Below are 26,267 nucleotides of genomic sequence, written 5' to 3'. Positions count from 1 at the left end.
CTTGAGATGGTCAAACATGATGTCATCATCATTCACCCTTGGCTTATCCTTGAATAGCCGTTATATTCCGGAATTATCCATCTGATATTCCGATAGATCGGGTGACTTACGATGTTGGACGGCGTCTCTCTGGATCAACTGCGAAGCTTCATCGCTGCCGTCGACGAGGGCAGCTTCTCAGCTGCCGCGCGCAAGGTTCGACGGGCGCAATCCGTCGTCAGTGAATTGGTCGGCAACCTCGAGGCTCAGATCGGCGTCGTCCTTTTTGATCGATCCGGTCGCTATCCAAAGCTCACGCCGGAGGGCGTTGTATTGCTGGCGGACGCTCGTGGTATTGTCGCCAGCGTCGATAATATGAAAGCGCGAGCGAAAGGCATGTCGGCGGGCCTGGAGCCCGAGCTCTCCGTCGTGGTCGACGTCTTTTATCCCATCGATGCGATAACCCAGGCTGCCCAGGAGTTTCGGCGGCAATATCCGGGTGTTGCGCTGCGCATCTATGTCGAGGCGCTCGGCGCCGCTATTCAACCGGTGCTGGATGGAAAGTGCAGCGTCGGCATCGTCGGCTCTCTGCCTGTCATCCCTGCCACGCTGACCAGCGAACGCTTGTCCAATGTTTCGTTTCTAATGGTGGCGGCGCTCGAGCATCCACTCGCCTCATACAAGGGGAAGATTCCAAAGGAGGTGCTCGGTAAACACACTCAAATCGTGCTTACCGACAGATCGGATCTATCGGCTGGTCGGGAAGTCGGCGTGATGTCGCCGGCCACATGGCGTCTTGCCGATTTGTTTGCAAAACATCAGTTCATCCTCAATGGCCTGGGATGGGGTGGCATGCCGCTGCATGCAGTGCGTAAGGATCTGGAAGAAGGACGTCTTATGGCGCTCACCATCGAAGATATACCGCCCGGTGGTCTGAATGTGCCGATGTCTGCGGTTTGGCAAACGAAATCACCTCCTGGTCCTGCCGGACGGTGGTTCATCGAGCGCCTCCAGGAAATACCGATAGCCACTTCCGACGCCTCCAGATCAGGTGCCGCGGAAATGTCTGTCACACCGTAGAAGCTGGCCGGAAGCTGCGATCCGATCGCACCGGTTATCTGGATTGGCGGCCGGCGCACTTTCTGGAGAGCCGCAACTTCGAAAGCGGCAGCTCATACATAGTGCGTGGTCACACGCCGCCATCAAGTTGAGACGAGCTCGGAGCGTGCCAGCCCGAAGGGCCGCGCAGTCCTTGCGGGCAACGCGCTCGAGCTATTTCCGTGGTTCGTCGCGCACAGCAATGTCTAAGAAGACTTCCAGAAACCGTAGATCACATCCTATATGGTAATCCGGAGCGACCACCAAGCGGAGGACCAGCCTATGACCCATCCCGTGCAACGATCCAACCATGACGACATGACCCAGCAGGAAATTGGCGATCGACTTGCAATTCGCGAACTTGTCGACGCCTACGCCCATTGCGCCGATCGGCGGGACGCCGAAGGCCAGATGTCTCTCTTCACGCCGGATACCGAGTTTCTCGTTTTCATGGACAGCCGAAACTCTGCTCCGACACAGGAAATTCGCGGCCGCGACGGCTTGCGGCCCGTATTCGAGGCCCTGAACGCATATGAAGCGACGACACACTTCAACGGCCAGAGCACCGTGGCATGGACGCCGGTTTCGGCTACAGGGGTTACCTATTGCCTCGCACATCATGTCAAGGTCGATGGTATCAATCGCAGCCTGATGGTCGCTTCAATCCGATATCTTGATCGCTTCGTAAAAGCGGATGGCCGTTGGTATTTCGAGCAGCGAAAGCTGATGGTCGACTGGATCGAAAGCCGTCTCCTGGCCGGCAGCTAGCGCGGTGATCGATGCTTGACTTGAACGACCTTCGTTTCTTCGCCGCCGTGGTCGACAATGGTGGATTCTCGGCCGCGGCACGAAGTCTCCGACTGCCGAAATCAAGGCTGAGCAGACGCATTACGATCTTGGAGGATCATCTTGGCGTGCGGCTGCTGGAGCGCAGTACGCGACATTTGGTCCTGACCGAAGTGGGGCGCCAAGTATATGAGCATGCGCGGGCAGCCGTCATCGAGAGCGAGGCCATCGAGGAGACGGCCCTGCGCACGCATTCGGAACCGCGTGGTCTCGTCCGGGTGAGCTGTCCGCTTGGCCTTCAGCATCTCATTGCCGCTCGGCTTCCGGCCTTCCTTGCCAAGCATCCCAAGCTGCGCATGCTGATCACCGTAAGCGACCGTCGCATCGACCTCGTGCATGAAGGGGTGGATGTTGCCATTCGTGTCCGCGAGCGTCTGGACACGGATGCCGATCTGCAGGTGAGGAAGATCGGCATGAGCCGGCGCATACTCGTCGCCTCCCCTCATTTCATCCGGCAACACGGTCCGTTGGAAAGTCTCGCTGACTTGGCGCGTATACCGCTGCTGAGCCAGCAGGAACACGCCGGCGTCTGCACCTGGAACCTTCTTGCTGGCGACGACGGTTCTTCGAACATCGTCAGCTTCGAACCCAAGCTTGCGACAGGAGGCTTCGAACTGCTCCTCGCCGCCGCGTGCGCGGGCATCGGCGTTGCTCTTCTTCCCGCTGCCAATTGCGAAACTGAACTTACCGCCGGTCGTCTCACGCGCGTGCTGCCGCACTGGTCGGGGACAGACGGTATTTTGCACATCATCTTTACATCGCGTCGCGGAATGCTTCCCGGCGTGCGTGCCGTCGTGGACTTTGTTTGCGATGTGTTGAAGGAAGCGGTCGATTGACGCCTTCTTCGTTCCACTGATGGAACGAGACGTTATGAAATAGGTAGATTATCAGCATCAGCGAAACGCGGCATGTTAGCTCCATAAGCGGTGGCCACACGGACCACATAGTTTCAGGAGACGAAAATGCTGCAACTCAGACCGAGCCACACATTGGATGGCGGCGACCGCGGCTGGCTGAAAGCCCGGCACCATTTCATCGTGTCGCACAACGGCAATCCGGCCAATCATTCGCTTGGCGCCCTGATCGTCTGGAACGACGATGAAATCGCTCCCGGCAAGGGGTTCGGGCGGCACCCGCATTCGGACATGGAAATCATCACCTATGTTCGCGAAGGTGCCGTCACCCATGAGGATAGCGTGGGCAATGTCGGGCGCACGGAAGCCGGCGACGTCCAAGTGATGAGCGCTGGAACCGGAATAACGCATGCCGAGCGCAACGACGGCGACGAACCGCTCAAGCTTTTTCAAATCTGGCTGCGCCCACGCCGACCCGGGGGCACCCCGCGCTGGGGTACCAAGCGTTTCCCGAAGCGCGAACGCGCCGGCCGCCTCGTCACTCTGGCAAGCGGGATCGTGGGTGATGGCGAGGCACTGTCGATCGGCGCCGACGCCCGGGTCCTCGCTGCAACGCTTCTTTCGGGACAGGTCGTCGAATATCGGATCCATCCGTCCCGCAATGCATATCTTGCCCCATCGCGAGGCGCCGTCACAGTGAACGGCCAGCGAGTCGCGACGGGCGATGGCATCGCAGCCATTGCCGAGAACAATCTGACGATTGAAGCCACCGAAGACGCGGAGTTCATCCTCGTCGATGCAGCCTGAAAACAAGCCACGCCAACCTATCGGAACCTTCCACCCAATATCGAAATCAAGGAGATATATCATGGACAATACACGCGTTCTTCCCTTGCTCGGTCGCCTTATGATCGGCCTTCCCTTCATGATGAGCGGCCTCGGCAAGATTGCCGCATACGGACCGACGATTGCCTTGATCCAGGCGGTCGGCCTGCCGATACCGCCCCTCGCCTATGCTTGCTCGATCGCGGTCGAGCTCGGTGGCGGCCTGCTCCTGGTCTTGGGTTATCGGGTCAAGCCCGTTGCCGCCGTCATGTCCTTGTTCGCATTGGCGACAGCCGTGTTCTTCCACAGCAACTTCGCCGACCAGAACCAGATGATCCACTTCCTGAAGAACGTCATGATGGCCGGCGGCCTTCTGCAGATTACCTACTTCGGAGCGGGTGCCTTTAGCCTCGACAATCGCCGTCTGCGCGGAGCCGCTCCCGCGACAGATCCTCAACTGGTGCTCAACGCTTAAGCCACGCAATCGAAGCAAAGAGGCCGCGACCCTATCCACCCCGGGGGTTGCGGCCAATTTGTATCAATCCCCGAGGGAGGGCTATCAAATGCAATATGTTATCGCAAACGAAGCCAAGATTCCGGCGCTAGGCTTCGGCACCTATGGCATGCGCGGAACGGCGCTTGTCCAGCTCATCAGTGAAGCGCTCCGCGCCGGTTTCCGCCACGTAGACACCGCTCAGATCTATGGCAACGAGACGGAGGTGGGAGAAGGGATCCTTCGCTCCGGTTTGCGGCGCGCTGATGTCTTCGTTACCACCAAAGTCTGGGTCGCAAACTATTCCAACGACAACTTCGCCCAATCGGTCGATGAAAGCCTGAAAAAGCTGAACACCGACTATGTCGACTTGCTTTTGTTGCATTGGCCGAACGCCGCCACTCCCCTGGCCGATCAGATCGGACTGCTGAACGAAACGGTGAAGCAGGGAAAAGCCCGGCACATCGGCGTCAGCAACTTCAATCGCTCCCTGATAGCACAGGCCGTCACACTGTCTGACCGGCCGCTTGTGGCAAACCAGTTCGAATTTCATCCTTTTCTTGATCAAGACCTTCTGATGACCGCAACCAGAGGCGTCGGCATGACCATCATCGCCTATTGCGCAATGGCCGTCGGGCGGGTCTTTCATGACCCGACGCTCATGCGAATTGCTGAATCTCATGGGCGCTCCATATCGCAAATCGTCCTGCGGTGGCTTGTACAGCAAGGCGTCGTGGCCCTATCCAGGTCGTCGAGGGCAGATCGAATCCGCGACAACGTGGAAGTATTTGATTTCGAACTCACCAGCGCTGAAATGAGCGAGATCGCAAAATTAGCGACACCCGGAAGCCGAATTGTAAATCCTCCCGGCCTTGCTCCAGCTTGGGACTGAGGTCGACCTATACGGCTTATTGCGATCGTCGCCATGACGTGATCCAAGCCAACGCTCCGAGGCACGTCCCTACAGCAATTGCCGGTAACACTGGCTCTCCACACCAACGAACTCCTGTCGTCGTCGCGGAATTCTCAAATTAACTGCTAAAACGAGCCAAAACTGCCGCGTTCTCATATTAAGGGTCAAGCGACAGCATAGACCTACCGAACTTCACTAAGATGATTTCGAAGGCTATCAGTGGAATCGGCGGTGAGGTCTTCGTTCGCAACGATGTGCTGGTTTGCCTTGTTCCACACAGCGAGGACTTCTTCGCCACGCTGGAAATGCAATGGGTTGCCAGCCGTGATCAAGGATGAACCGGTGACGCCGTCAGAGAACGCCAGTCCCACCTTGAGGTGGGCGCCAGCGAAGGCGACATCGGTTATTCTTGCGGCCTTCGAAACCTCATCTTCGCAGCACTTATTGGCCGGCATCTTCAGATGAACATGCTCAGGACGAACAACGATATTTGTTCCCCGACTTGATCCTTCCATGATGTTGGACTCTCCAAGGAACTTTGCAACGAACAGCGAATTCGGGTTGCGGTACAGTTCCGTCGGCGTTCCGACCTGCACGATCTTCCCGCTGTTAAAAACGGCGATACGATCAGACAGCGTTAGGGCTTCCTCCTGATCATGCGTCACGAAAACGAATGTCATTCCGAGCTCGCGATGCATGCGGGCGATCTCGAGCTGCAGCCGGTCACGCAGGCGCTTGTCGAGCGCTCCGAGCGGCTCGTCGAGCAGCAGCGCCCTGGGTTCGTAGACGACGGCGCGGGCGAGCGCGACGCGCTGCTGCTGGCCGCCCGAAAGCTGCCGGGGCAATCGATGCGCGAAATCGCCGAGCTGCACGAGGTCGAGAACATGCCTCACCTTCGCTTCGATCTCCGCCTTCGGGATGCCTCTTTGCCGAAGCGGATAGGCGATGTTCTGGAGCACTGTCATGTGCGGGAAAAGCGCATATTGCTGGAAGACCACGCCGAGGTCGCGCTTATGCGGTTTGAGATTGGTGATATCCTTGCCGTCGATTTCCACCGAGCCGGTGTTGAGCGTGACAAAGCCGGCGATGATGGACAGCAGGGTTGTCTTGCCGGAACCACTCGGACCGAGAAACGTCATGAATTCGCCCGGTGCGATATCCAGCGAAATATCGTCGATTGCCGGCCGTGTGGCGCCCGGATAGTAGCGGGTTGCGTTCGAGATTTTGATCGAGTGCTTTTTCATCATTCTTGCGGAACCGCGTTTTCTAAATCTTGTTGCCGGCTCTGAGCGAGACGAGCAGGAAGACGATCGTTGTGGCGACAACAATGACACTGGAGGCCGCCGATATGGTGGGATCCATGTCCAGAACGATCGAGTTGTACATCTGGACCGGCAGCGTCCTGAGTTTTGGCGTCTGCAGAAAGAGCGCGACGACGAACTCGTCAAACGAACTGACGAAGGCGAAAAGGAACCCTGAGATAACGCCGGGCGCAAGCAGCGGAATCTTGATCCGCAAAAGCGTCGTGATGCCACCGGCACCCAGGCTCGATGAGGCGAGATCGAGCGTGTTGTCATAGCCCGTGAGGCTGGCGGCGACGGTCGTAATCACAAAGGGGATGGCAAGCGCCGTATGCGCGAGAACGAGGCCGGACAAGGTGCCGGCAAGATGCCATTTGAGGAATACGGCATACACCGCGATTCCGATCACCACGCTCGGAACGGTCAGCGGGAGCGAGAAGAAGAGCCTCAACACCGCGCCCGTCCTGCGCGGAATGCGGGTGAGCCCAATGGCCGTGCTGATACCGAGAACGGTGGCAAGGACGGCGGTGAGCGACGCAATCTGCAGCGACTGCAGCAGAGACGAAAGCCACATACGCGACGTGAAAAAATTCTCATACCAACGCAAGGACCATTCCCGTGGCGGGAATTGAAATGTCTCTCCGGCGGTGAAGCTTGCCGGGATCACGACGAAAGTGGGCAGAACAATCAGGATCGCCGTCAGCAGGGTCATTAGCCGCAAAAGGGCGCCAGGTCCGCCTTCACGGCGCGTCGAGAAAAAGGACATCGCGCTCACCTCATTTTCCAGCCATATTGGATTGCAGATCGAGGCGAGCATTCAGCCTGCCGATCAGCGCCATCAAGGCCGCGGCGACCAGCAGAACGATGACGGCAAGCGCACCGGCCCCACCAAAATCGAGCAATGTGTCGACGCGTGTAGCGATCAGTTGCGAAACGAGTGCCTCCTGCGGCGAGCCGAGGATTGCCGGGGTGACGTAGAAACCGAGAGAGATGACAAAAACGAGAGACAGGCCAGCCAGCATGCCGGGTAACGAAAGCGGCAGATAGATTTCCAGAAAGGCTCGCCATCTCGGGGACCCCATGGAAGCTGCCGCGTCCAGCAGGCGCTGGTCGATCCCGCGCATATTGCTGTAGAGCGGCAGGATCATGTAGGGCAACAGGACTTGCGCCATCGCGATCGTCACGCCGGTCGACGTGCGCACCAGCACCACACCCGGCAAGCCGATCCAGGAGAAGGCCGTTTCGATTAAGCCGCCGCGCTGCATCAGCAATGTCCAGGCGAAGCTTCGAGCAATAGCCGAGGTCCAGAACGGCAAAAGGGCTATCGTCATGAGCACGGCGCGCATCCGTGGCGTGACGAGCGTCAGCGTATAGGCATAGGGGAAACCTATGATCAGCGTCACGACTGCGACGATCGCAGCGATACGGAGAGTACGCAGAATAATGACGATCGAGATGTCATCGGTCAGAAGCGATGCGTAATTCTGCAATCCGAACTCGGGATCGGTGAAACTTCGCATCGCGATGGAAAGCAGTGGATAGAGAAAGGTGCCGAGCAATAGAACGGTCGATGGAAGCAGCAGCCAGACCGCGATGTTGATTGGCGCCGTTTTGGTTTTCCGCCCTTCGGAGGCGCGGTTGTTGATAACTGCTTCCATCATTGGGCCTATCGAGACATCCAGGGAGTAACCTTGGCGATGACGGTATTGAGGTTTGCCGCCCACCATTTCACGTTGGAAAGCAGGACCTTGTTTCCGGTCTCATCATGCAGGCGCGGATTGAACGTCTTGTTCAGGTCTGAATAGTCCGGCGCCGCCTTGTTCGTTGCGGCGATGACGCCCGCAAGCTCGGCAAAACGCTTGTTCTGATCGGGATGGGAGACGAACTGAACGAAATCCATCGCCGTCGTCAGGTTTGCCGTGCCCTTCGGGATCATCAGCGCGTCCCAGCCGAGGATCGTCTTGTCCCAAACCGGAGCGATCGGAGCGCCGGCCTTGGCCGATGCGATCACGCGCCCGGTCACGGCAAAGCCCATGTCGGCCTGACCATCGACGAGCGCCTGCTGAAGCGCGCCGTTCGTCTTGGTGAAAATGATCGATGATTTGATCGTATCGAGCTTCTTGAGGGCACGATCGACATCGATCGGATAGAGGCTCTTGGCGTCGACGCCATCCGCCATGAGGGCGTATTCCAGCGTGCCGAGGCTGATATCCGGCGGCAAAACGCGCGTTCCCGGGAAATTCTTGAGATCAAAGAAATCCGCAAGTTTCGTCGGCGGATGATCCTTATATTTCTCGGTATTGTATACGAAGGTCAGGGCGAAGAAATAGACAGGCATGCCGCAATCGCTGACGGAACCCTCGGGAAACTGCGAGGTGTCAATCTTGGAAAAATCCAGCTTTTCAAGGAGCTTGCCGCAATTCTGCTCGGCGAAGGCGGCTCCCTGGTCAACAACGTCCCAGGAGGCGGCTCCAGCCTCGACCATCGCCTTCAGCTTGGCGCCGTCGGGCGGTGAATCGTTTTCGAACTGGACATTCTGGCTGGCCGTATAGGGCTGCTGCCAGGCCTTGATCTGCGAATCCTGCAGGGTGCCCTGATAGGAGACGAAAGTTAGCGACTTTTCCTCCGACCGTGCCTGGCCAACGGCCACCAAAGCGCTCGTGGCGCTGATCATGACGGCCAGTATGGAGCTGCCTATTTTCAACATAAGTTCCTCCTCATTTTGTTCGTTCCGGATCGTTTCCCGCGCAACCTTGCTGAGCGTGCGCTCCCTCCGGTCGCACGGATGTATCCGCCTAGTTTTGTGATGCAATCATGCTGTCGACAGCGTCCCGGTTGCGTTCGAGCTGCTCCAGCAGAGGCTGCACATTGGGCGGCCTTTCCCCTGCGGCAGCGAAGGCTATTGCTTGCCGTGCAAAGGCGAATAATTGACTGGTGACTTTGCCGAGTGGCTTTCTTGCTCGAAGTTCCGCGGCCTGCGCCGCGACCATCAACTCCATGGCAACGATCGACTTGCCTATATCGGCTAGTTCCAGACCGCGCCGGCCGCCGAGCGCGGCAAGCGATGCTCGATCCATGACCCCGTTGGAATGGCTCGAGCTTGCCAACTCGCCGGCCAGGGGAGCAGTCAGTAGCCGCGCTTCCGATGTGATCGACTTGTGGAACAGCGCAACGCCATTGAAGCCCGGGGCGCCAATGCCGTCCTCTTCGATCAGGCCGATCGCAAGGCCGGACCACGTCGTATCGACGAGTTTCGCAAGCCGCTCGGTCGAGCTGGTGACGACCGGCGCGAAAGCAAGCCGCATCACGTCGAGCGCCATGCAGAGCGTGACCATATCGAAGTTCGCTACCGCAGCGAGACCGCCATGCTCCAGCGATATTACAGGGTTGCCCTGGCTTGCGTTCAGCTCACGCTCGATTTGTTGTCTCGAAAAGGAAAGACCGTCCTCAGCCGCACCATGGATCAGCGCCATGGAGCGAAAGCAGAGCGGGTCCTGCAGATTTCTCGGACCGCCTTGCGAAAGGATATAACTACCCTCGATATATTTTTGGATCGCCACGCCATGCCGGTGGAGGCCGCTAAAGGGCCGGGACTGGAGCGCGATATCGGAAACGATTGAAGGATTGGCGGCGTAGCCTTCCATGCTGAGCGCGCCGACCAGCGTCGAAAACTGCAGCAGGCGATGAAGATCGACGAAGGACAGAACCGCGACGGCCGTCGACATGGCGCTGGAATTCAAGAGGGCAAGGGCTTCGCCGGCCTCGAGCTCGATATCATCGAACAGCGCCAATGCGACATCGGCCATAGCAGACATGTCGCTCTGTCCCATAGAGCCCCAGAGATGCATAGCGATCGGTCGATCCGCATTCAGGGCATCCACCAGCCGTTCCGCCAGGACCGGCCGTGCGCCGGTGGTGCCGCTTGCCAGCGAATTGAGAAGGTGCAGAACGGTAGCGCGCGTCACATCCTTGCCGGCGACCGGTCCATGTCCGGCATTGTGCGTCCGCAGCAGACGCCGGCTGAATTCGGCAGTGTTTGCCTGGCTGATGCTGGCCGTGGTCTTCGGACCCACGCTTGTGGTCGCGCCATAGATCCGCTCGCCGCGGCTGATCGCCTCTTCCAATATGCGGCGGCCGCGCGACATGCGTTCGATGGCATCGGAGCTTAGGGCCACTTTGGCGCCACGCCGGGACACGGAAACAGCCTGTTCGATGCTCAGGCTTTGACCGGTGATCTCGACGACATGTTGCTGCGATGATTGCATCTGGAGCGGTCCGCCTGGCCTACCGAAAAATGATGTGTGTGGGACTTTCGACCCGCTCTGCGCAGCCGAGACTGATCTCATGCGCTATCGTGGTCGATGGGTAGGGCATTCAACGTCTGCGAACAACACCATAATCAGCCCGTTTCATTGGATGAAACGAACTGCGGACCTGCAGACACTGCTCTTGCGCGGGATTGGCATAACGATCTAATCGGAAGTGGGAGACCGATCCCGCCTGGTTTGCGTCCGGTGCGGCCCGGTGTTTTCGGCTGTTGGAGGTTTCTGATGACATTCGCGCCTGTTCAAGCGGTGACCAAGGCTCTTGCGGTCCTTGCCGCCGTGAACCAGGGTGGCCTCGTGACGGTGAGGGAAATACATTCGCGTACCGGCATTCCGAAGCCGACGGTCGTGCGGTTTCTGCAGACGCTGATCGCCGCCGGATATGTCAATCAAGATGAGAAAACACGCGGCTACCATGTCACTTCGGCAATCGCCAACCTGAGTTCCGGATTTCATGGCGCTCCGAAAGTCATCGAGGTGGCGCGGTCCTTCGCCGATAAGCTGACGAAGGAGATATTGTGGCCTTGCGCGATATGCACGTTGGATATCGATGCGGTCGTCATCAACTACAGCACGATCCCCGACAGTCCGATTTCGCCCTTTCATGCGTCGCTCGGGCGACGCCTGAGTTTGGGCGGCCGTGCGCTGGGCCGAGCCTATGTCTGCTTTTGCCCGCCCGAGGAACAGCGAATTTTGCGGGATGTCATGCGGGCCTCCCAGGACCCGGAAAACAATCAGATGAGCGAGGGTACGTTCGAAAGAATGGTCACTCGCACGAGAGCGAAGGGGTTTGCGGAACGAAACCCCGAGCTTGAGCCGAAAAGCTCCGGCACGATCGCATTTCCGATCCGCTCAGGCGAGCGGGTCCTTGCGACATTCGGCGTCACTTACTTCAGGTCCGCCTTGCGCGGAAATCAAAACCGGAAAGCCATTATCGAAGCGTTGCGCGAGAATGTCGCGGCCATCGAAGCGCAGTTGCAGGCTTCATGAAGCACCACCAGATCATTGATCGCGCAAGGACGGTTGAAAACCGTATCGTTTGGTCGGGTTACCAGAGAGAATTCGCTCTATCAAGACGCTATCCGAAACCCACATTTTGAAGAGATCCAGCAGATAGGGGATCGTCGGTGGTGTTCCGGGAAACCGCACGAAAGGAAAATCGGTTGCCCACAACAGGCGGTGGCTGTTGGCCTCCACCAAGGCATCGTGGAAGGGCCTGATGGCATCGTAACCGACACCGATCGCGCGCCGGCAGACGGCGAGCTTGACCCAGACGGCATCGTCCCGCACCAATGCGAGGAGGCGCTGGAAATGTGGGTGCTCTAGTCCGAGTTGCGGATCAAAGCCGCCCATATGGTCGAGCACGATCGGAACCCGCGTCTTTTCCAGTTCCGGCCACCGTTCGAGCGTCGTCGATAATGGCGCCCAGATCTCCGCATGCATACCAGCCTCCGCCAAATCGGGCGCGAGTTTCTGGAACAGAGTGTCGAGCGGCACGGTCCCAGGCATGCGGCTGCCGTCAGGCAGCAAGTTTTCGACGAACCGCAGCCCGGCGATGCCCTCCCCTTTGAGAGCCGTAAAACCATCGGCACCGATCGATGCGTCGGCCACGCCGATGCCTCTGGCCTGCGCACCCAGTTTCTTAAGCGTTGCCCTCAACAGATCAAGATTTCGCCCATAGGGGGTCGGCTGGACGAGGACGACATGCGACACGCCCACTCGAGTGGCTTCCGCCACAAGGCTGCTCGCCGGCGAAAATGGCGGCGCGTAGGCCGGGGTATTTTCGAACGGAAACGTCTCCGGGTCGTCAAACACGTGAACGTGGCAATCGCAAACGCCATGTTTGAAGGGAAGCGGATTTGTCCGCGTTTCGGGTCGCATGACGGCATCTCCGTTCGAACGAAATTCGTTGACTGGGTTGAGATCGACGGCCTTTCGGCAATCCAGGGAACTTACCGTCTAATCACGCCCGGTAATCGCTGGCATTGAACACCCAGCCTTTAGCGATGAAGTCCGTTCTCGGCGGCGCGAACACGTCGATGAGAATATGCTGCCCGGTGCCGACGCCCTCCGTCGTGTGAATAAGCTCGGGCGGAATGATCAGCATGCTTTCCGCCGACGCCTTTATGTGCTGATCATCGCGCCAGTGTTCTGCATTGGACGCCCATGGGGTGCGGATATGGTGCATGAAGTCGCCTGCGATCGCGAGGGATCCTTGTTCGAAATCCTCATGCGCATGTGGCGACAGCTTCGTTCGGTCCCTTTGCCCGTCGTATTCGACCCAATTGATACTCATCGTCTCGCTTTGAAAGAACTTCAGTCTCGGGTTGCCGTCCGGGAACGGGACCTCATCCACCTGGTAGGTATGGACGCGCTTGGCATCCTTCGCGAGCCGCTCCATGGGCTTTACGACAGGCAGGACACGTTCATCGAGCGTGTCGTAATCGCTCGCATTGATGATATCGCGAGGGTCGATGTCGGTGCGGCCAGTCGTCAAGACGAAGCATCTTGCAGCTTGCGGCAGGCGAAGCCTGAGCGTGCCGGCCGGTGCGATGGCTATAGAACGGGACGCGACATCCACCGTCTCGAAATCCGTTATCAGCGTCGCGGCGCTTTCGGCAAGGATGAGGATTGTCTCCCGATCGCTATGGATCATATGCTCCGTGGCGTTTGCGCCTCTGACGCATTCGACGGAGAAATTCTGGCCGCGAATGACGGAGCGTCTGGCAGGGTCCTTGGAAAAGTAGGAAAGCGAAACCGGGCGTAAAATCATCGTTCAGACCTCAATAGGTGCTTTCATCGGCGCGCGTGAACTGCCGCTGCAGCTCGAAGCTTGGCTGGGAGATAGCGTATTCGGCGCCGCCCAGGCGCGTGACGGGTTGGGCAAGGGCGGTGTTGAAATATCCGCCGTCTTCAAGGAAGTCGGGCTGGATATGCATGCCGACGACTTTTCCAAAAGTGACGTTTACGTTTGCGCCGCCCAATTCGTTGGTCAACCGGACGATCTCGACGACCTTGCATTCCAGTGCAGCAGGAGACCGAGCGACACGTGGCGCCTTCACATAGATGCATTCCGCCTTTTCCAGTCCGGCATATTCGAATTCATCCATCCCGGCGGGGAGTGGCGCAGAGGTCATGTTCATCTCTTTGACCAGGTCGTAACTGACCAGGTTGAACACGAACTCGCCGGTTTCCCGGACGTTTTTCAGTGTGTCCTTGGTAGGGCGATCTTCTGGCGTGTTGCACGAAAATGCCAGGATCGGCGGCTCATTGGACATGATGTTGAAATAGGAATAAGGGGCCAGATTGGCATTCCCTTTGCTATCCACCGTACTCATCCAGCCTATCGGTCTTGGGGCGATGATCGCGTTCAAGATGCCTCTTTTGTAGGTCTTTAGCGCGATGTCGACAAAGACGGGCTCGGTATTGGGCATAAGAAACTCTCCAGCTGACACGGTGCCCGAGTTGCGCGGCGATCTCACGAAGATCGGAGCGCATGCCGCGATTGGATCGATCGACGTTCTGCACCGTTTCGCCGGACGCTATGCAAGACGAAATTTCGGGACAAGTTCAGAATCCAATCGTTTCAGCTACTGAAACGCGACCAGAAACCGAAACGATGCGTGGCCGGGAGATGTATTGCTGCCCTCCAAGAGATCGTAGGCCTGACGCCATATAGGAGAGCGAGAATGGGTGAACGTAACCCTCATCTTCCTCTAAGGAAGCGAGTTGCGGACCGTCAAAGACTGACGGGCAGCTTCGTAAAAATCCCCAGCCCGTCATCGATCGAAATACTGGCGAGCGCGGGCTTCGATTTCGTCGTGATCGATCAGGAACATGGCGTGTTCGATCGCATGGCCACCGACATAGCCCTGCTCGCCTGTAAAGCCTCAGCCATATCGGGGATTGTCAGGGTGCCCGCCTTGACCCCCGACGGCATACTTTCGGCACTCGACTGCGGAGCTACAGGCATTCTTGCGCCGCATATCGACAGCGTGGATCGAGCAGAAAAGCTGGTCGAAGCGTGTCGCTATAGAGGTGGCCGCCGTGGGTTCTCCGCCGTCACGCGCGCTGGCGACTATGGTGCAAAATCCATGTGGAAACATATTGATGAAGCCGATGGCGGCGTCGCGGCGATCGCCATGATCGAGGATCCTGCCGGGGTCGAGAATATCGAGGATATCGTCGCCGTCGAAGGGTTGGATGCAGTGTTCATCGGGCGAGGCGATCTGACCGTCGCATTCGGCGCGGCCACAAGAGACGATCCGGCGATCGTCAGCGCAGTCGACACGATCATCGATGCTGCCCGCAAGACCAATACGTCCGTGTGGATGATGGTCGATAGCGTGGAGGACATGGCGCCGCTGGCGGCAAAGGGCGTCTCCTCCTTCATCGTGTCTTCGGATCAGGGCATGCTTCGCAATGCGGCGCGTCAAATCATGCGTGGAGCCCAGGTTTTTGTTGAAGGGAAATAGGCATCGATTTGAACGCAAGTCTTATCCGCTGCGCTAACGGGGTCGGGAGCGAGGTCTGCCCGATCGCTAACCCGGCAATGACGTGCCAGTGCCGCCATTCAAAATGCAGCGGGTCTCTCTGTCGAAAAGGTGCAACTGCTCTAGATCGATGGCAAGGCTGACGGCTTGGCCGACGCGCAGCTGGACGTTGCCGGGCAGACGGACAGTCGTCAGTTGATTGCCGTCATGCGCGACATAGGCATAGGTGTCGGAGCCGAGCCGCTCTATGACGTCGATCCTGCCTTCGAGATTGCCCTGCCCCGACGCCAGGATGCCGATATGCTCCGGGCGCGCACCGAGTTTGGCAGCCTCGGAAGGCACCGAAGGCAGTTGCAACAGGCCACCGGAAGCGATCTTCAACCCTTCCGCCGTCGGCTCGACGTCGTAGACATTCATCTTCGGCGAACCGAGAAACTGTGCGACGAAGAGGTTGGCCGGCTTCTCGTAGAGTTCGATCGGCGAGCCGATTTGCTGGATCGCGCCGTCCTTGAGCACTACGATCTTGTCGGCAAGCGTCATCGCCTCAACCTGATCGTGGGTAACATAGATCATCGTTGCGCCAAGCCGCTGATGCAGCCGGGCGATTTCGATGCGCATTTCCGCACGCAGGGCGGCATCGAGGTTCGAAAGCGGCTCATCGAAGAGAAACGCCACCGGATCGCGGACGATGGCGCGGCCGATCGCGACACGCTGGCGTTGGCCGCCGGACAGTTCCTTCGGCTTGCGGTCGAGATAGTTTTCGAGACGCAAGGACGCTGCCGCCGCCTGGACACGACGCTCGATCTCGGCGCGTGGCGTCCGCGCGACCTCAAGGCCGAAGGCCATGTTGGCGCGCACAGTCTTATGCGGATAGAGAGCGTAGGATTGGAATACCATGGACAAGGCCCGGTCCGCCGGCCCAAGCTCGGTGACATCCTCGCCGCCGATCAGGATTTGGCCGGAGGTGACTTCCTCCAGACCGGCGACGAGGCGCAGCAGCGTTGATTTCCCGCTGCCGGAGGGGCCGACGAAGACGACGAACTCTCCATCTTCAATCCGCAGATCGAGCCCGCGGATGATGTCCAGTGCGCCAAAGGATTTTCTTACGTTTTTCAATTCGATAACGGCCATGTCGATCTCTCCGCAGCTTCAAGCCTTGACGCCGCCGGCACCGAGGCCGCCTTGCCAGAAACGCTGCATGACGATGAAAGCAATGATGACGGGAACGATGCTGATCAGCGCACCGGCCAGCACGAGGGTAAAGAGCGCAGCACCGCCGCCGGAGCCAACCGTCGCCGTCGCATACCATTGCGCCAGACCGACGGTGACCGGAAAATATTCGGCCGAACTCAGGACGACCAGCGGCAGGAAGTAATTGTTCCAGGTCGCAACGAAGGACAGGATGAGCACAGTGGCAAAGCCGGGCATCAGCAGGCGCAGCGCCAATGAGAAGAAAATATGCAGCTCGCCCGCACCATCGACTCGGCCGGCATCGATCAGCTCGTTCGGTATCGCATCATCGGCATAGACGCGCATCAGGAAAACGCCGGGCGGATAGACGAGAGACGGAAGAATGACGGCCCAGGGCGTATTGACGATACCGACCTTCGACATCAGCAGGAACAGCGGCACGACAAGGGCCGTTTGCGGGATCATGACTGCGCCGAGGATGATGGCGAAGATCAGGCGCTTGCCACGGAAGTCGTATTTGGCAAGCGCATATCCGGCCATCGTCGAAAACAGAGCGGCACCGATGCCGGCGGTTGTCGCATAGATGATGGTATTGAGCAGCCAACGGGCGAAGATGCCGCCCTGGAAGCTGAAGACCTGCCCGATATTTTCCACCAGTTTGAAGTCGCTTGTGAACCAGAGGCCGAATGTCGTGAACAGATCGTTATTGGATTTCGACGCCGATACCAGGACATAGAAGAGCGGCAAAGCCGTATAGAACCATATGACCAGCAGAATGGCGGACAGCATCCAGCGATTGCGCCGGAACGAGGGGGAGCGCTTGGACTTGCCGACGATGGTCATGCGTTGCCCCTGCGGTTGACGATCAGCATGAAGGCATAGGAAATCACGGCAGTCACTGCGCCTAAGACGAAGGAAACGGCAGCGGAATAATTATATTGCTGATTGGCGAAGGCGAGCGTGTAGGCATAGTAGTTCGGCGTATAGGAATTGGTGATGCTGAGCGGTGCCAGATTGCGCAACAGATAGGGTTCCGAGAAGAGCTGCAGCGAACCGATGATCGAGAAGATGATCGTGACGACGACCATCGGTGCGATCAGCGGAAGCTTGACGCGCAGCGCGTAGATAAAGCTGCTGGCACCATCCATCGACGCTGCCTCTTCCAGATCCGTTGGGATCGCCTGCAGCGCGGCAAAATAGATGATCATCTGGTAGCCGGTATATTCCCAGTTTGCGATGTTGGCGATCGACGGGAGGATTGTGATCGGCCCGAGGAAGTTTGGCGCCGGAAGGCCGATGGCATTGGCCAGTTGCGTGAACGGACCAAAAGCCGGGCCGTACAAGTAGCCCCATATGAGGGTCGCGATGACGGCAGGCACGGCATAGGGCAGAAACAGGCTGACGCGAAAAAAGCTCTTGGCATAGACGGTGCCGCTGTCGAGGATAAGTGCGATCAGCAGTGCGATCGCGACCATTCCGGGGATCTGGATGGCGGCGAATTTCAGGAGAACGATGACGCCCTGCCAGAATTTCGGATCGCCCAGGGCACGGACGAAGTTATCCGCCCCGACGAACTTGGTGCCGGCGACCACGGTCGTCTTGTAGACCGCCAGGTTAAGCGCATAGAGCATCGGCGCGATCAGGAAGGCGACGAACAGCAGCGCGAAGGGGGCAAGAAAGAGGAAAGGTGCCAGTCTCTTGCCCACGCGGCGGCGGCGTTTGCGGCTGATAGGACCGGCCATCTGCTTTATCTCCGGCTGCGAAATGTGCCCGCGCCGAAGCGCGGGCTTGCGAATGAGCATGCGGGTGCCTGCAGCCCGCATGCCGGTACTCACCCCTTGGAAACGGTGTAACCCTGATCGGAGCAATAAGCGCTGACGACGTCCTGCAGGCGATCGAAGGCGTCGCCAAGCGATCCCTTGCCGCCGATGGAGGCGGAAAGCTCCTGCTGCACCTGACCAGCGAGATAGTCCTGGAACGGCGCATATTGGAACGAGGAGTCGACGTGCTTGGCCGCTTCGACGAAGACCGCGTTGACCGCCTGGCCACCGTAGAGATCGTATTTGTGATTGATCAGTTCGGGATCCGCGACGAGCTCCTTGAGCACGGGGAAGAGAAACTGCTTGGTGTTCCAGAGGCGTGAGGCTTCGGGATCAGCACCGAGGAACATCGCAAGCTGCGTCGCTTCCTTCGGATGTTTCGTCGTCTTGAACACCGCGAACGTGGAACCACCAAGATTGGCGGAAACGTATTTTCCCTCATCCCACTGCGGCAGGGGAGCCGCACGCCAGTGACCGTTGCTCTTCTTGGCGAATTGCGGAATGAACACCGCGCCCCAGGCACCGGTCATCCATGAGGCATAGGTCCCTTCGTCGAGGCCGGTGAACCAGTCTGTGGTCCAGACCGGAGTTTTGACGCCGACGGCCTTGGCATCGATCAGATCCTGCCAGAAGGCGGCCCATTTCTTCGCGATCGCATCGTTCAGATTGAGCTTGAGATCGGTGCCCTTGAGCTCGAACGGCTTCCAGCCCGCCTGGGCCAGAAGCGCGATGACCCAGCCGCCGTCGGCAGTACCGCCAAAATTGGTGAGGTAGGTATCCGGCGATGCCTTGCTCAGCGCTTTCGAGCTTTCGGCAAAGGCGGCCCACGTCTTCGGCACCTCGATTTTATGCTGCTCCAGCACGTCGGCTCGATAGAGAATGCCCATCGGGCCGGAGTCCCACGGGATACCGAAAACCGCATTGCCGTCGGAGGCGGAAGCCCAGGTCCAGTCGATGAACTTGTTCTTGACGTCATTCGCGCCGTGCTGGCCCATATCGAGGAGCGCCTCGAGCTGCCGGAAGCCGGGGATATTGGTAAACTCGACCTGGCCAACGTCAGGCAGGCCCGTGCCTGCCTGGATCGCATTGCGCAGCTTGACATATTCGTCAGGCCCCTGCCCGGCATTCTCGAGTTTGACGCTGATATGCGGAAAAGCCTTGGTGAACAGATCGATCTCCGCCTGTGTATTCGGGGTCCAGGCCCACATCGTCAGCTCGACCTTCTCTTGCGCGGCGGCGGATGAGCCGATGCCGGAAAATGCGGCGGCAGCTGCGCCTACGCCAGCCGCCTGCAGCAGCTGACGACGGCTCAAGGCGATCTGGATGGCGTCCCTTTTCATGTCGTTGGTCATTGCATGTCCTCCCACATTCAACGAAACCGCCCCTTCCGGATCGGTTCTTTCGTGATGACGCGCAATTCATCACGCGCAATTTGCGTTGTCAATTGCGCAATTTGCGGACATGTGCGAAATATGTCGCAAATTTCGTATATGCAGCGACAACAACGCCGTTGATATCGATGTGCGGGGATGGATTTCTCCCGGGAATCCCGTGATTATCGGGGATAAATTGAAGGGTAGGCATTTGACTCGTTCACCTAAGTCCAACGCAAATCAGCTTGAAATTGCCAAGGCGGCCGGAGTTTCCGTCAGCACCGTGTCGCGCGCACTCTCGGATGCGCGTGGGATCAGCGATGAGCGGCGCATGCAAATTCGCAAGATTGCGGAGGATGCCGGCTATCTCGGCCGGCCTCGAATTGCGGCTCAGCCGACGAGCCACCTGCGGGCCTATGTGACCGGCAGCCTGGCGACAGGAGGATTGGCACCCTTCTATGAGGCCGTTATCGCGGGGTTGCGCGACAAGGCGCACGATGGTGGCTACAGCCTTTCGATCCGCATGGTGGATGAAACTTCGCTCGGACCAGAACGGATGCAGCGTGATCAGGAAAAGGAAGAGGCCAATGTGACGATTTTCGTCGGCATCGACCTCACCGATGAGCTGGCCGGATATTTTCTCAACGGAAGTCACCGCGCGATCCTCGTCAACGGATATGATCCCGAGATGCGCTTCGACTGTGTCGCACCCAATAATTTTTACGGCGCACGTATGGCTGGTCGGGCGCTGCTTCAGGCCGGCCATAGAAAACTGCTTTATATTCATGATCATACGCGTTGGACGACGACTCAGCGCCGCCGTGGTTTCTACGCAGCACTGGAGGACTTTCCCGACGCTTCTTGCACGGCGATCGGGGTCGCTAACGGTGTTGACACGGCACTCCTGGCGGAAGTGGAACGACGAGCCAAGGGCGAAGCGGACTGGACCAGCGTGTTCTGCGCCAACGATATGGGTGCATTCCGACTGATGAGTGCACTCGAAGCCGCAGGTCTCAGCGTTCCGGGAGAAATTTCGGTCATTGGCTTCGACGATCTGCCCTATGCGGCGATGATGCATCCCCGGCTGACGACTATGCGGGTCAACTGCTTCGAAATGGCCCATCAGGCTATTCTTCTGGCGCAGCGGCGGATCGCAGAGCCTGACGTCATGCCCGTTCAGCTGGAATGCGCCGTCACGTTGCAGCCCGGCGCGACAATTGCGCAATTTGCGTAAAATAGAGAAATATTCGTTCTTATATTGCGCAATTTGCGTTTATATGCGATCTCCTAGCGCGAATGGCCTAACTGCCATTCGGCATTTGCGGGCTTTGTTCCGCCAGGAGTTCGCTGTTGACATCGCCCCGACTGATTAGACCCTCGCCAAAGCTCAGCTTTGCTTTCGGCCCGCTCGGGATAGAGAAGTTGTTTTCTCATGCGGACCTCAATCGGCTTGAAAACTTCTGCCGCATCGTTGCCGGCGAACCTCTCAGGGAGTTTCATAGTGAGGTTGCGAGAGCACAGCTCGCCGATACGGATATCCTAATCACCGGTTGGGGTTGCCCTGCCATTGATGCTGCCGTTTTGGAAACTGCACCGTCTCTGAAGCTCGTAGCGCATGCGGCGGGTTCAGTGAAACACCTCATCGGGCCTGCCCTCTTCGAAAGGGGGATCGCGGTGACGAATGCCGCGGCCGCCAACGCGGTTCCCGTCGCGGAGTTTGCGCTGGCTGCGATCCTCTTCGCCAATAAGGATGTCTTCCGCTTCCGGCAACTCTACGCGCAGCAGCGGCGCTCGCTCGAGATGCATCAATCCTTCGACGGCGATAGCGGCAGCTGGCACAAGAAGGTCGGCATTGTCGGCGCCTCTCGAATTGGCCGTCGGGTCCTCGAGTTCCTTCGGCCGCACGATATGGACATTTTGCTTTACGATCCGCTCATCAGTGCCGCCGAAGCCGAGCAATTGGGTACTCGGCTAGCGTCTCTTCTCGAACTCATGGCCGAGTGCCAGACCGTGTCGCTGCACGCGCCACTGCTGGCGGCGACGCAGCATATGATCGATGCCGAAATGCTCGCCCGAATGCCGGATGGCGCAACGCTGATCAATACCGCGCGCGGCGGCCTTGTTGATCAGGCGGCGCTGGAAGCCGAGCTTTCGCGCGGCAGGCTGTCTGCCATTCTCGATGTTACGGAGCCGGAGGTGCTTGCTCCGACATCGCCGCTCTACGAGCTGCCGAATGTTGTTCTAACCCCGCATATCGCCGGCGCGATCGGCAATGAGCGGCAACGCCTGGGCCGACTGATTACCGACGAGATCGAACGCTTCGTCGCTGGCGACCCATTGCAACACAAGCTGACTTTGGAGGGACTGCGCTACCAGGCATGAGATGCCGGACGCGCAGACCGCCTGGGATTTCATATCGTGAGGATAGACAGATGTCCGCATTCCCCTTCATCACACCTCGTCTCGACGATCCGCGGCTATTGCAGGAGCGCCGTTATGGCATGGTGATCGACGGTAAATCCGTTCCCGCCCTTTCAGGAGAGACGATTGCGCGTGAAAGCCCGGCCCATCCCGGCCACATCGTCAGCATCATCCCGAAAGGCAGCCGCGACGATGCCGAGGCGGCAATCGCCGCTGCACGTCTAGCATTCGACAACGGCCCCTGGCCAAGGATGACCGGCGGTGAGCGCGCCCGCATCATGAATCGCGTCGCCGACCTGATCGAGGCGAATATAGAGGAATTGGCTATCATCGAAGCGCTGGAGGTCGGCAAGGCCATCAGCCAGGCTCGCGGAGAGATGGGCTTTTCCGTCAGTCTTTGGCGCTATGCCGCCGGCCATGTCCAAGGGCTGGAGGGCGAAGCCCATAATGATCTCGGCCCGAATACGATCGGCCTCATCCTTCGGGAGCCCGCCGGCGTCGTCGGCCTGATAACGCCATGGAATTTTCCACTGCTGATCGGCTCGGAGCGCATCCCCTGGGCGATCGGCGCGGGTTGCACCGTTGTCATCAAGCCGAGCGAATTCACATCGGGCTCGACGATCCGCATGGCCGAACTTGCGCTTCAGGCCGGATTGCCCGAGGGCGTGCTGAACGTTATCACCGGATATGGAGCCGATGTCGGCCAGATTCTGGCGGAGCATCCGGATGTCGATGTCGTCAACTTCACCGGCTCGCAGCGCGTCGGGCGCCTGATCGGCGCCATTGCCGGGCAGAATATCAAGAAGGTCGGGCTGGAGCTCGGCGGCAAGGGACCACAGGTGGTCTTTGCAGATGCGGATCTCGATGCAGCGGCCGCAAAGATATCGGGCGGCGTCTTTCATTGTTCCGGGCAGGTCTGCATCTCCGGCAGCCGCCTGATCGTCCATGAGAGCGTCGCCGATGCGCTTCTGGAAAAGGTTCAAGCGGTCGCTGCGCAGATCGTCACGGGAGATCCCTTGGATGATCGGGTCCATGTCGGCGCCCTCATCCACCAGGGGCATCTGGACAAGGTTGCAGGCTATGTCGAGCAGGGCAAGGCTGACGGCGCGCAGCTGCTGGTCGGCGGCAACACCTTGGGCAAGGCCGGCGCCTTTTATGCCCCGACGATTTTCACCGATGTCACGCGACAGATGACCATTGCCCAGGACGAGATCTTCGGTCCCGTCTTGACCACCTTCCGCTTCAAGACCGCAGAAGAAGCGATCCGCATGGCCAACGACACACCCTATGGCCTCTCTGCCTGCGTCTGGTCGAGGAATATTTCGACGGCCTTCCAGGCTATCCGTCGCATCAAAGCGGGGCGCACCTGGATCAACGGCATGGGAGATGGCGCTCCGCAGCTAGCGATCGGCGGCTACAAGCAGAGCGGTGTTGGTCGCGAACTCGGCAAGCACGGTTTCGACGAATATTCCGAGCTAAAGAGCGTACACGTCTCGCTCTCAGCCTTTCCAGGATAGTCGCAAGTCCGGGCTATTGGGGAGAGAAGCCCGTCCAAAGAGCTTCTCACCTTGTGTCTGCTAAGCCTGTACTTTGCGGCAGCGCCTCGACCTGCCGGGATCTGCGTGTGCCGCCACCGCCATCGCAACAGCCGCCTTGGTGGCTCTAAGATGACGTTCGTGTCTATCAATATCATTCGAAACTCATCGGCTCGGTGGTCGCTTTGTCGCAAACACCTTGTAAATCGGCGACGTCTTCATTGGAAAGACCCGCCTTGCGGCTGATCAATGCCAGGAGCGAGCTTAACTTGACGCGCACTGCTCGCCGCACTGCGGCTTCAGCGCTTCGTCTCAACCCGTCATCCTATTGCAAGCCTTTTCCGCATCGCCGTCACGACATCCCATCCGGCCAATACCGCGTACCGCGCGCCCGTTTGGGCGAACGGCTGATAACACGTTTGAACGCATGGCTGAGGGCGCTCTCGTTCGCATAACCGGGTGACTGAGCCAAATTTGCCAGCGAGACTCTGCCTTGACGAAGAGCACGGTCCGCCAGCAGCATCCGCCACTCTGTCAGATAACCGACCAGGCCGACACCTGCGGCAGCTTTGAAGTGAAGCGCAAACGTGGCCCGCGACATACCAGCCGCCTTCGCCAATTCACCCACTTGAACCCTTTAAACTCAACCGGTTTTGGCCAGACTTTTTCGACCCATTTTGAATAGTCCCTCGATTTTCATCAAAGAGTTCAAGTGTGACGCAATGCGTCAGATCAATGAACGGGTTATTCAGCTCGCCAAGCATCAACAAGCAGAACGATGTTCAGTAACGCAGCATCAGCCCTTCCCAAACCATGTTCGCGACTATAGTCTCAGCATAAATAACTAAGGGGGATTGATGGCTGCGACGACAGATATCAAATCGCTGAAACACCAGCCCGGCAAATCCCTTGCGATGCCCCTTGCTGCGCTGGGTATCGTCTACGGCGACATCGGCACAAGTCCTCTCTATGCTCTGAAAGAGGCGGTCAAGGCCGCCACGAACGGCGCGCCGGCGGACGCTCAGGCAGTGATCGGAGCCGTGTCCCTGATCTTATGGGCCTTGATCTTCATCGTCTCGCTGAAATACGCCGTGCTCATCCTCCGCGCCGACAACCGCGGTGAAGGCGGAATTGTAGCGATGCTGGCTCTTCTGCACGCCCGCGAAGCTCCCGCCCGCTCACCACGGGCGGCCCTGCTGGTCGTGGGGCTCGTGGGTGCAGCACTCCTCTACGGTGACGGGACGATCACACCTGCAGTATCGGTCCTTTCGGCGGTCGAAGGCCTGAAGGTCGATGCACCCTCGCTTAACGCCTATGTCGTTCCGATTACCATTATCGTCCTCGTCGGCTTGTTTGCCGTCCAGCGATACGGAACCTCCTCTATCGGCCGTATCTTCGGCCCGATTATGCTCCTCTGGTTCATCGTCATTGGGTTGCTCGGCCTCAAGGGCCTGCTGGAAGGCCCCTCGATCCTCGCTGCGGCAAACCCGTTCAATGCCTTGGAGTTCATGATGCAGGTGAGTTGGGGCGGCAGGTTTGCGATTCTTGGCGCCGCATTTCTCGCCGTAACTGGCGGCGAAGCGATGTATGCGGATATGGGGCATTTCGGACGTGGGCCGATCCGTACTGCGTGGTTCGCTGTCGTTCTTCCAGCCCTGGCGCTCAACTATTTTGGCCAGGGCGGTCATCTGCTCGCCGATCCGAATGCGATTGACAATCCGTTCTTCCAGCTTTCACCGGATTGGGCGCACTATCCGATGGTGTTCTTTGCGACTGCCGCGACTGTCATCGCCAGCCAAGCGATCATCTCAGGTGCGTTCTCTCTCACTCAGCAGTCCATTCAGCTTGGCTTCTTGCCGCGCATGCATGTGAAATATACGGCTGCGCACGAAATCGGACAGATTTACATTCCCTTCGTCAATACACTCCTGGCAATCGGTACGATCGCCGCGGTGCTCGTGTTTCGTTCGTCGGATGCGCTTGCCGGGGCCTACGGCATTGCGGTTTCCGCACTTATGATCATTACGACCATTTTGGCGGCCCTGATCGCGCGGCAATGGGGTTACAATCTGTTCGCTGTCATCGCCGTAAACGGCACTTTCTTCATTATCGACGCCGTCTTTTTCTCCGCGAACAGCATGAAATTGTTCGAAGGCGGCTGGTTCCCGCTCCTGCTCGCTGCCCTTATCGCCTTCATCATGCTCACTTGGCGGCGGGGCGAACAGATCGTGGAAAAAATGCGAATGGGGCTGCGACACCCCGAAGAGGAGATGCGCCTTAAGATCGCAAATCCGAAACTCATCCGTTTGCCGGGAGTCGCGACCTTCCTCACGTCCGCAAAGACCGGCATGCCGCTGGCCATGGCAAATTTCCTGCGGCATAACCACGCCCTCCATGAGCGCATTCTTCTCGTGACCGTGGAATCGAGCGAACAGCCTAGAGTGACAGACGAGACGCGGACGCAGGTGTCCGATCTCGGCTTCGGCGTAAGCCGCGTCGTCATAAGCTACGGTTTTACGGAACAGCCGGATGTCCCGAAGGCAATTCGCGCAGCCGTTTTCGATAGAAGTTTGGATGGTTTCGATCCGGAAACGATCTCTTATATTATCGGGCGAGAGACGATCATTCCGTCTGGACATCCGCACACGATGGCTTATTGGCGCGAAATCCTATTCGCATTCGTACAGCACAATTCGGAGCGAAGCGCCGTCTGGTTCAAAGTACCGGCAAGGCAAGCGATCGAGTTCGGAACGGAAATCGAGATATAGCGACCCATAGACTTGCGCAATGAGACCTCCAC

The 26,267-nt window shown here is 58.6% G+C and carries 25 protein-coding genes; 12 read left to right on the top strand and 13 right to left on the bottom strand.

Annotated features, from left to right (window positions below; all coding sequences use genetic code 11):
• Nucleotides 1-111: 111 nt before the first annotated feature.
• From GA0061102_RS19085 to GA0061102_RS19060, 6 genes are all read left to right on the top strand, one after another.
• Nucleotides 112-1,059 carry a LysR family transcriptional regulator gene (locus tag GA0061102_RS19085; protein WP_092852135.1) on the top strand — a complete coding sequence of 316 codons (948 nt, stop codon included), beginning with the start codon at nucleotides 112-114 and terminating at the stop codon, nucleotides 1,057-1,059.
• Nucleotides 1,060-1,359: 300 nt separating this feature from the next.
• Nucleotides 1,360-1,845, top strand: a complete 486-nt coding sequence (locus GA0061102_RS19080; protein WP_092852133.1) for a nuclear transport factor 2 family protein — start codon at nucleotides 1,360-1,362, stop codon at nucleotides 1,843-1,845.
• A gap of 20 nt (nucleotides 1,846-1,865) precedes the next feature.
• Nucleotides 1,866-2,759 (top strand): LysR substrate-binding domain-containing protein, encoded by an 894-nt coding sequence (locus GA0061102_RS19075; protein WP_208858666.1) that lies wholly within the window; start codon nucleotides 1,866-1,868, stop codon nucleotides 2,757-2,759.
• A gap of 126 nt (nucleotides 2,760-2,885) precedes the next feature.
• The gene (locus GA0061102_RS19070; RefSeq protein WP_092852129.1) at nucleotides 2,886-3,584 is read left to right on the top strand and encodes a pirin family protein; all 699 of its coding nucleotides are present in this window, start codon (nucleotides 2,886-2,888) and stop codon (nucleotides 3,582-3,584) included.
• A gap of 61 nt (nucleotides 3,585-3,645) precedes the next feature.
• On the top strand, nucleotides 3,646-4,077 hold the full coding sequence (locus tag GA0061102_RS19065) for a DoxX family protein (protein ID WP_092852127.1): 432 nt from the start codon (nucleotides 3,646-3,648) through the stop codon (nucleotides 4,075-4,077).
• 88 nt (nucleotides 4,078-4,165) lie between these two features.
• Nucleotides 4,166-4,987, top strand: coding sequence for an aldo/keto reductase (locus GA0061102_RS19060; protein ID WP_092852125.1), 822 nt, complete (start codon nucleotides 4,166-4,168; stop codon nucleotides 4,985-4,987).
• A gap of 203 nt (nucleotides 4,988-5,190) precedes the next feature.
• On the opposite strand, the gene GA0061102_RS19055 is transcribed toward GA0061102_RS19060, so the two are convergent.
• From GA0061102_RS19055 to GA0061102_RS19035, 5 genes are all read right to left on the bottom strand, one after another.
• Nucleotides 5,191-6,255, bottom strand: a complete 1,065-nt coding sequence (locus tag GA0061102_RS19055; RefSeq protein ID WP_092852123.1) for an ABC transporter ATP-binding protein — start codon at nucleotides 6,253-6,255, stop codon at nucleotides 5,191-5,193.
• 19 nt (nucleotides 6,256-6,274) lie between these two features.
• Entirely contained in the window at nucleotides 6,275-7,075 is an 801-nt protein-coding gene (locus tag GA0061102_RS19050) for an ABC transporter permease (protein ID WP_092852218.1), read from the bottom strand.
• Between the two features lie 10 nt (nucleotides 7,076-7,085).
• Nucleotides 7,086-7,970 carry an ABC transporter permease gene (locus GA0061102_RS19045; RefSeq protein ID WP_208858665.1) on the bottom strand — a complete coding sequence of 295 codons (885 nt, stop codon included), beginning with the start codon at nucleotides 7,968-7,970 and terminating at the stop codon, nucleotides 7,086-7,088.
• 5 nt (nucleotides 7,971-7,975) lie between these two features.
• Nucleotides 7,976-9,016: an ABC transporter substrate-binding protein gene (locus GA0061102_RS19040; protein ID WP_092852121.1), complete on the bottom strand. Its 1,041-nt coding sequence runs from the start codon at nucleotides 9,014-9,016 to the stop codon at nucleotides 7,976-7,978.
• An 88-nt stretch (nucleotides 9,017-9,104) separates the two neighbouring features.
• Nucleotides 9,105-10,574, bottom strand: a complete 1,470-nt coding sequence (locus GA0061102_RS19035) for an aromatic amino acid lyase (protein WP_159432177.1) — start codon at nucleotides 10,572-10,574, stop codon at nucleotides 9,105-9,107.
• 285 nt (nucleotides 10,575-10,859) lie between these two features.
• Between GA0061102_RS19035 and GA0061102_RS19030 the strand changes: the two genes are divergently transcribed.
• On the top strand, nucleotides 10,860-11,624 hold the full coding sequence (locus GA0061102_RS19030; protein ID WP_159432176.1) for a DNA-binding transcriptional regulator: 765 nt from the start codon (nucleotides 10,860-10,862) through the stop codon (nucleotides 11,622-11,624).
• A gap of 12 nt (nucleotides 11,625-11,636) precedes the next feature.
• On the opposite strand, the gene GA0061102_RS19025 is transcribed toward GA0061102_RS19030, so the two are convergent.
• From GA0061102_RS19025 to GA0061102_RS19015, 3 genes are all read right to left on the bottom strand, one after another.
• On the bottom strand, nucleotides 11,637-12,515 hold the full coding sequence (locus GA0061102_RS19025; RefSeq protein WP_092852115.1) for an amidohydrolase family protein: 879 nt from the start codon (nucleotides 12,513-12,515) through the stop codon (nucleotides 11,637-11,639).
• An 82-nt stretch (nucleotides 12,516-12,597) separates the two neighbouring features.
• On the bottom strand, nucleotides 12,598-13,407 hold the full coding sequence (locus tag GA0061102_RS19020; RefSeq protein WP_092852113.1) for a cupin domain-containing protein: 810 nt from the start codon (nucleotides 13,405-13,407) through the stop codon (nucleotides 12,598-12,600).
• Between the two features lie 10 nt (nucleotides 13,408-13,417).
• Complete coding sequence (locus GA0061102_RS19015) at nucleotides 13,418-14,068, bottom strand: flavin reductase family protein (RefSeq protein ID WP_092852111.1); 651 nt, start codon at nucleotides 14,066-14,068, stop codon at nucleotides 13,418-13,420.
• Between the two features lie 255 nt (nucleotides 14,069-14,323).
• On the opposite strand from GA0061102_RS19015, the gene GA0061102_RS19010 reads away from it, so the two are divergent.
• Nucleotides 14,324-15,109, top strand: a complete 786-nt coding sequence (locus tag GA0061102_RS19010; protein WP_092852109.1) for an HpcH/HpaI aldolase family protein — start codon at nucleotides 14,324-14,326, stop codon at nucleotides 15,107-15,109.
• Nucleotides 15,110-15,175: 66 nt separating this feature from the next.
• Here GA0061102_RS19010 and GA0061102_RS19005 read toward each other — a convergent pair whose 3' ends face one another.
• The 4 genes from GA0061102_RS19005 to GA0061102_RS18990 form a co-directional block, all read right to left on the bottom strand.
• Complete coding sequence (locus tag GA0061102_RS19005; RefSeq protein ID WP_092852107.1) at nucleotides 15,176-16,258, bottom strand: ABC transporter ATP-binding protein; 1,083 nt, start codon at nucleotides 16,256-16,258, stop codon at nucleotides 15,176-15,178.
• An 18-nt stretch (nucleotides 16,259-16,276) separates the two neighbouring features.
• Nucleotides 16,277-17,161: a carbohydrate ABC transporter permease gene (locus GA0061102_RS19000; protein WP_208858664.1), complete on the bottom strand. Its 885-nt coding sequence runs from the start codon at nucleotides 17,159-17,161 to the stop codon at nucleotides 16,277-16,279.
• Nucleotides 17,158-18,060, bottom strand: coding sequence for a carbohydrate ABC transporter permease (locus GA0061102_RS18995; RefSeq protein ID WP_092852212.1), 903 nt, complete (start codon nucleotides 18,058-18,060; stop codon nucleotides 17,158-17,160). The genes GA0061102_RS19000 and GA0061102_RS18995 overlap by 4 nt, the downstream gene beginning before the upstream one ends.
• 89 nt (nucleotides 18,061-18,149) lie before the next feature.
• Nucleotides 18,150-19,490 (bottom strand): ABC transporter substrate-binding protein, encoded by a 1,341-nt coding sequence (locus tag GA0061102_RS18990; RefSeq protein ID WP_092852105.1) that lies wholly within the window; start codon nucleotides 19,488-19,490, stop codon nucleotides 18,150-18,152.
• 85 nt (nucleotides 19,491-19,575) lie between these two features.
• Between GA0061102_RS18990 and GA0061102_RS18985 the strand changes: the two genes are divergently transcribed.
• The 3 genes from GA0061102_RS18985 to GA0061102_RS18975 all read left to right on the top strand — a co-directional run bounded on the left by GA0061102_RS18985 (nucleotide 19,576) and on the right by GA0061102_RS18975 (nucleotide 23,449).
• Nucleotides 19,576-20,745 (top strand): LacI family DNA-binding transcriptional regulator, encoded by a 1,170-nt coding sequence (locus GA0061102_RS18985; RefSeq protein ID WP_139115072.1) that lies wholly within the window; start codon nucleotides 19,576-19,578, stop codon nucleotides 20,743-20,745.
• 131 nt (nucleotides 20,746-20,876) lie between these two features.
• Nucleotides 20,877-21,893 carry a hydroxyacid dehydrogenase gene (locus tag GA0061102_RS18980; RefSeq protein ID WP_425348547.1) on the top strand — a complete coding sequence of 339 codons (1,017 nt, stop codon included), beginning with the start codon at nucleotides 20,877-20,879 and terminating at the stop codon, nucleotides 21,891-21,893.
• A 50-nt stretch (nucleotides 21,894-21,943) separates the two neighbouring features.
• Entirely contained in the window at nucleotides 21,944-23,449 is a 1,506-nt protein-coding gene (locus tag GA0061102_RS18975) for an aldehyde dehydrogenase family protein (RefSeq protein WP_245298061.1), read from the top strand.
• A 370-nt stretch (nucleotides 23,450-23,819) separates the two neighbouring features.
• On the opposite strand, the gene GA0061102_RS18970 is transcribed toward GA0061102_RS18975, so the two are convergent.
• A complete protein-coding gene (locus GA0061102_RS18970; RefSeq protein WP_280949830.1) occupies nucleotides 23,820-24,095 on the bottom strand; it encodes a helix-turn-helix transcriptional regulator in 276 nt (91 codons plus the stop codon).
• A gap of 229 nt (nucleotides 24,096-24,324) precedes the next feature.
• Here GA0061102_RS18970 and GA0061102_RS18965 point away from each other — a divergent pair, with 229 nt between their 5' ends.
• Nucleotides 24,325-26,235, top strand: coding sequence for a potassium transporter Kup (locus GA0061102_RS18965; protein WP_092852099.1), 1,911 nt, complete (start codon nucleotides 24,325-24,327; stop codon nucleotides 26,233-26,235).
• Nucleotides 26,236-26,267: the final 32 nt, after the last annotated feature.

The organism is Martinezella miluonensis, from assembly GCF_900094545.1.
GTDB classification, from domain to species: Bacteria; Pseudomonadota; Alphaproteobacteria; order Rhizobiales; family Rhizobiaceae; genus Rhizobium; species Rhizobium miluonense.
The sequence above is the reverse complement of the archived record's forward strand: the minus strand, read 5'-3'. Positions and strand labels throughout refer to the sequence as shown.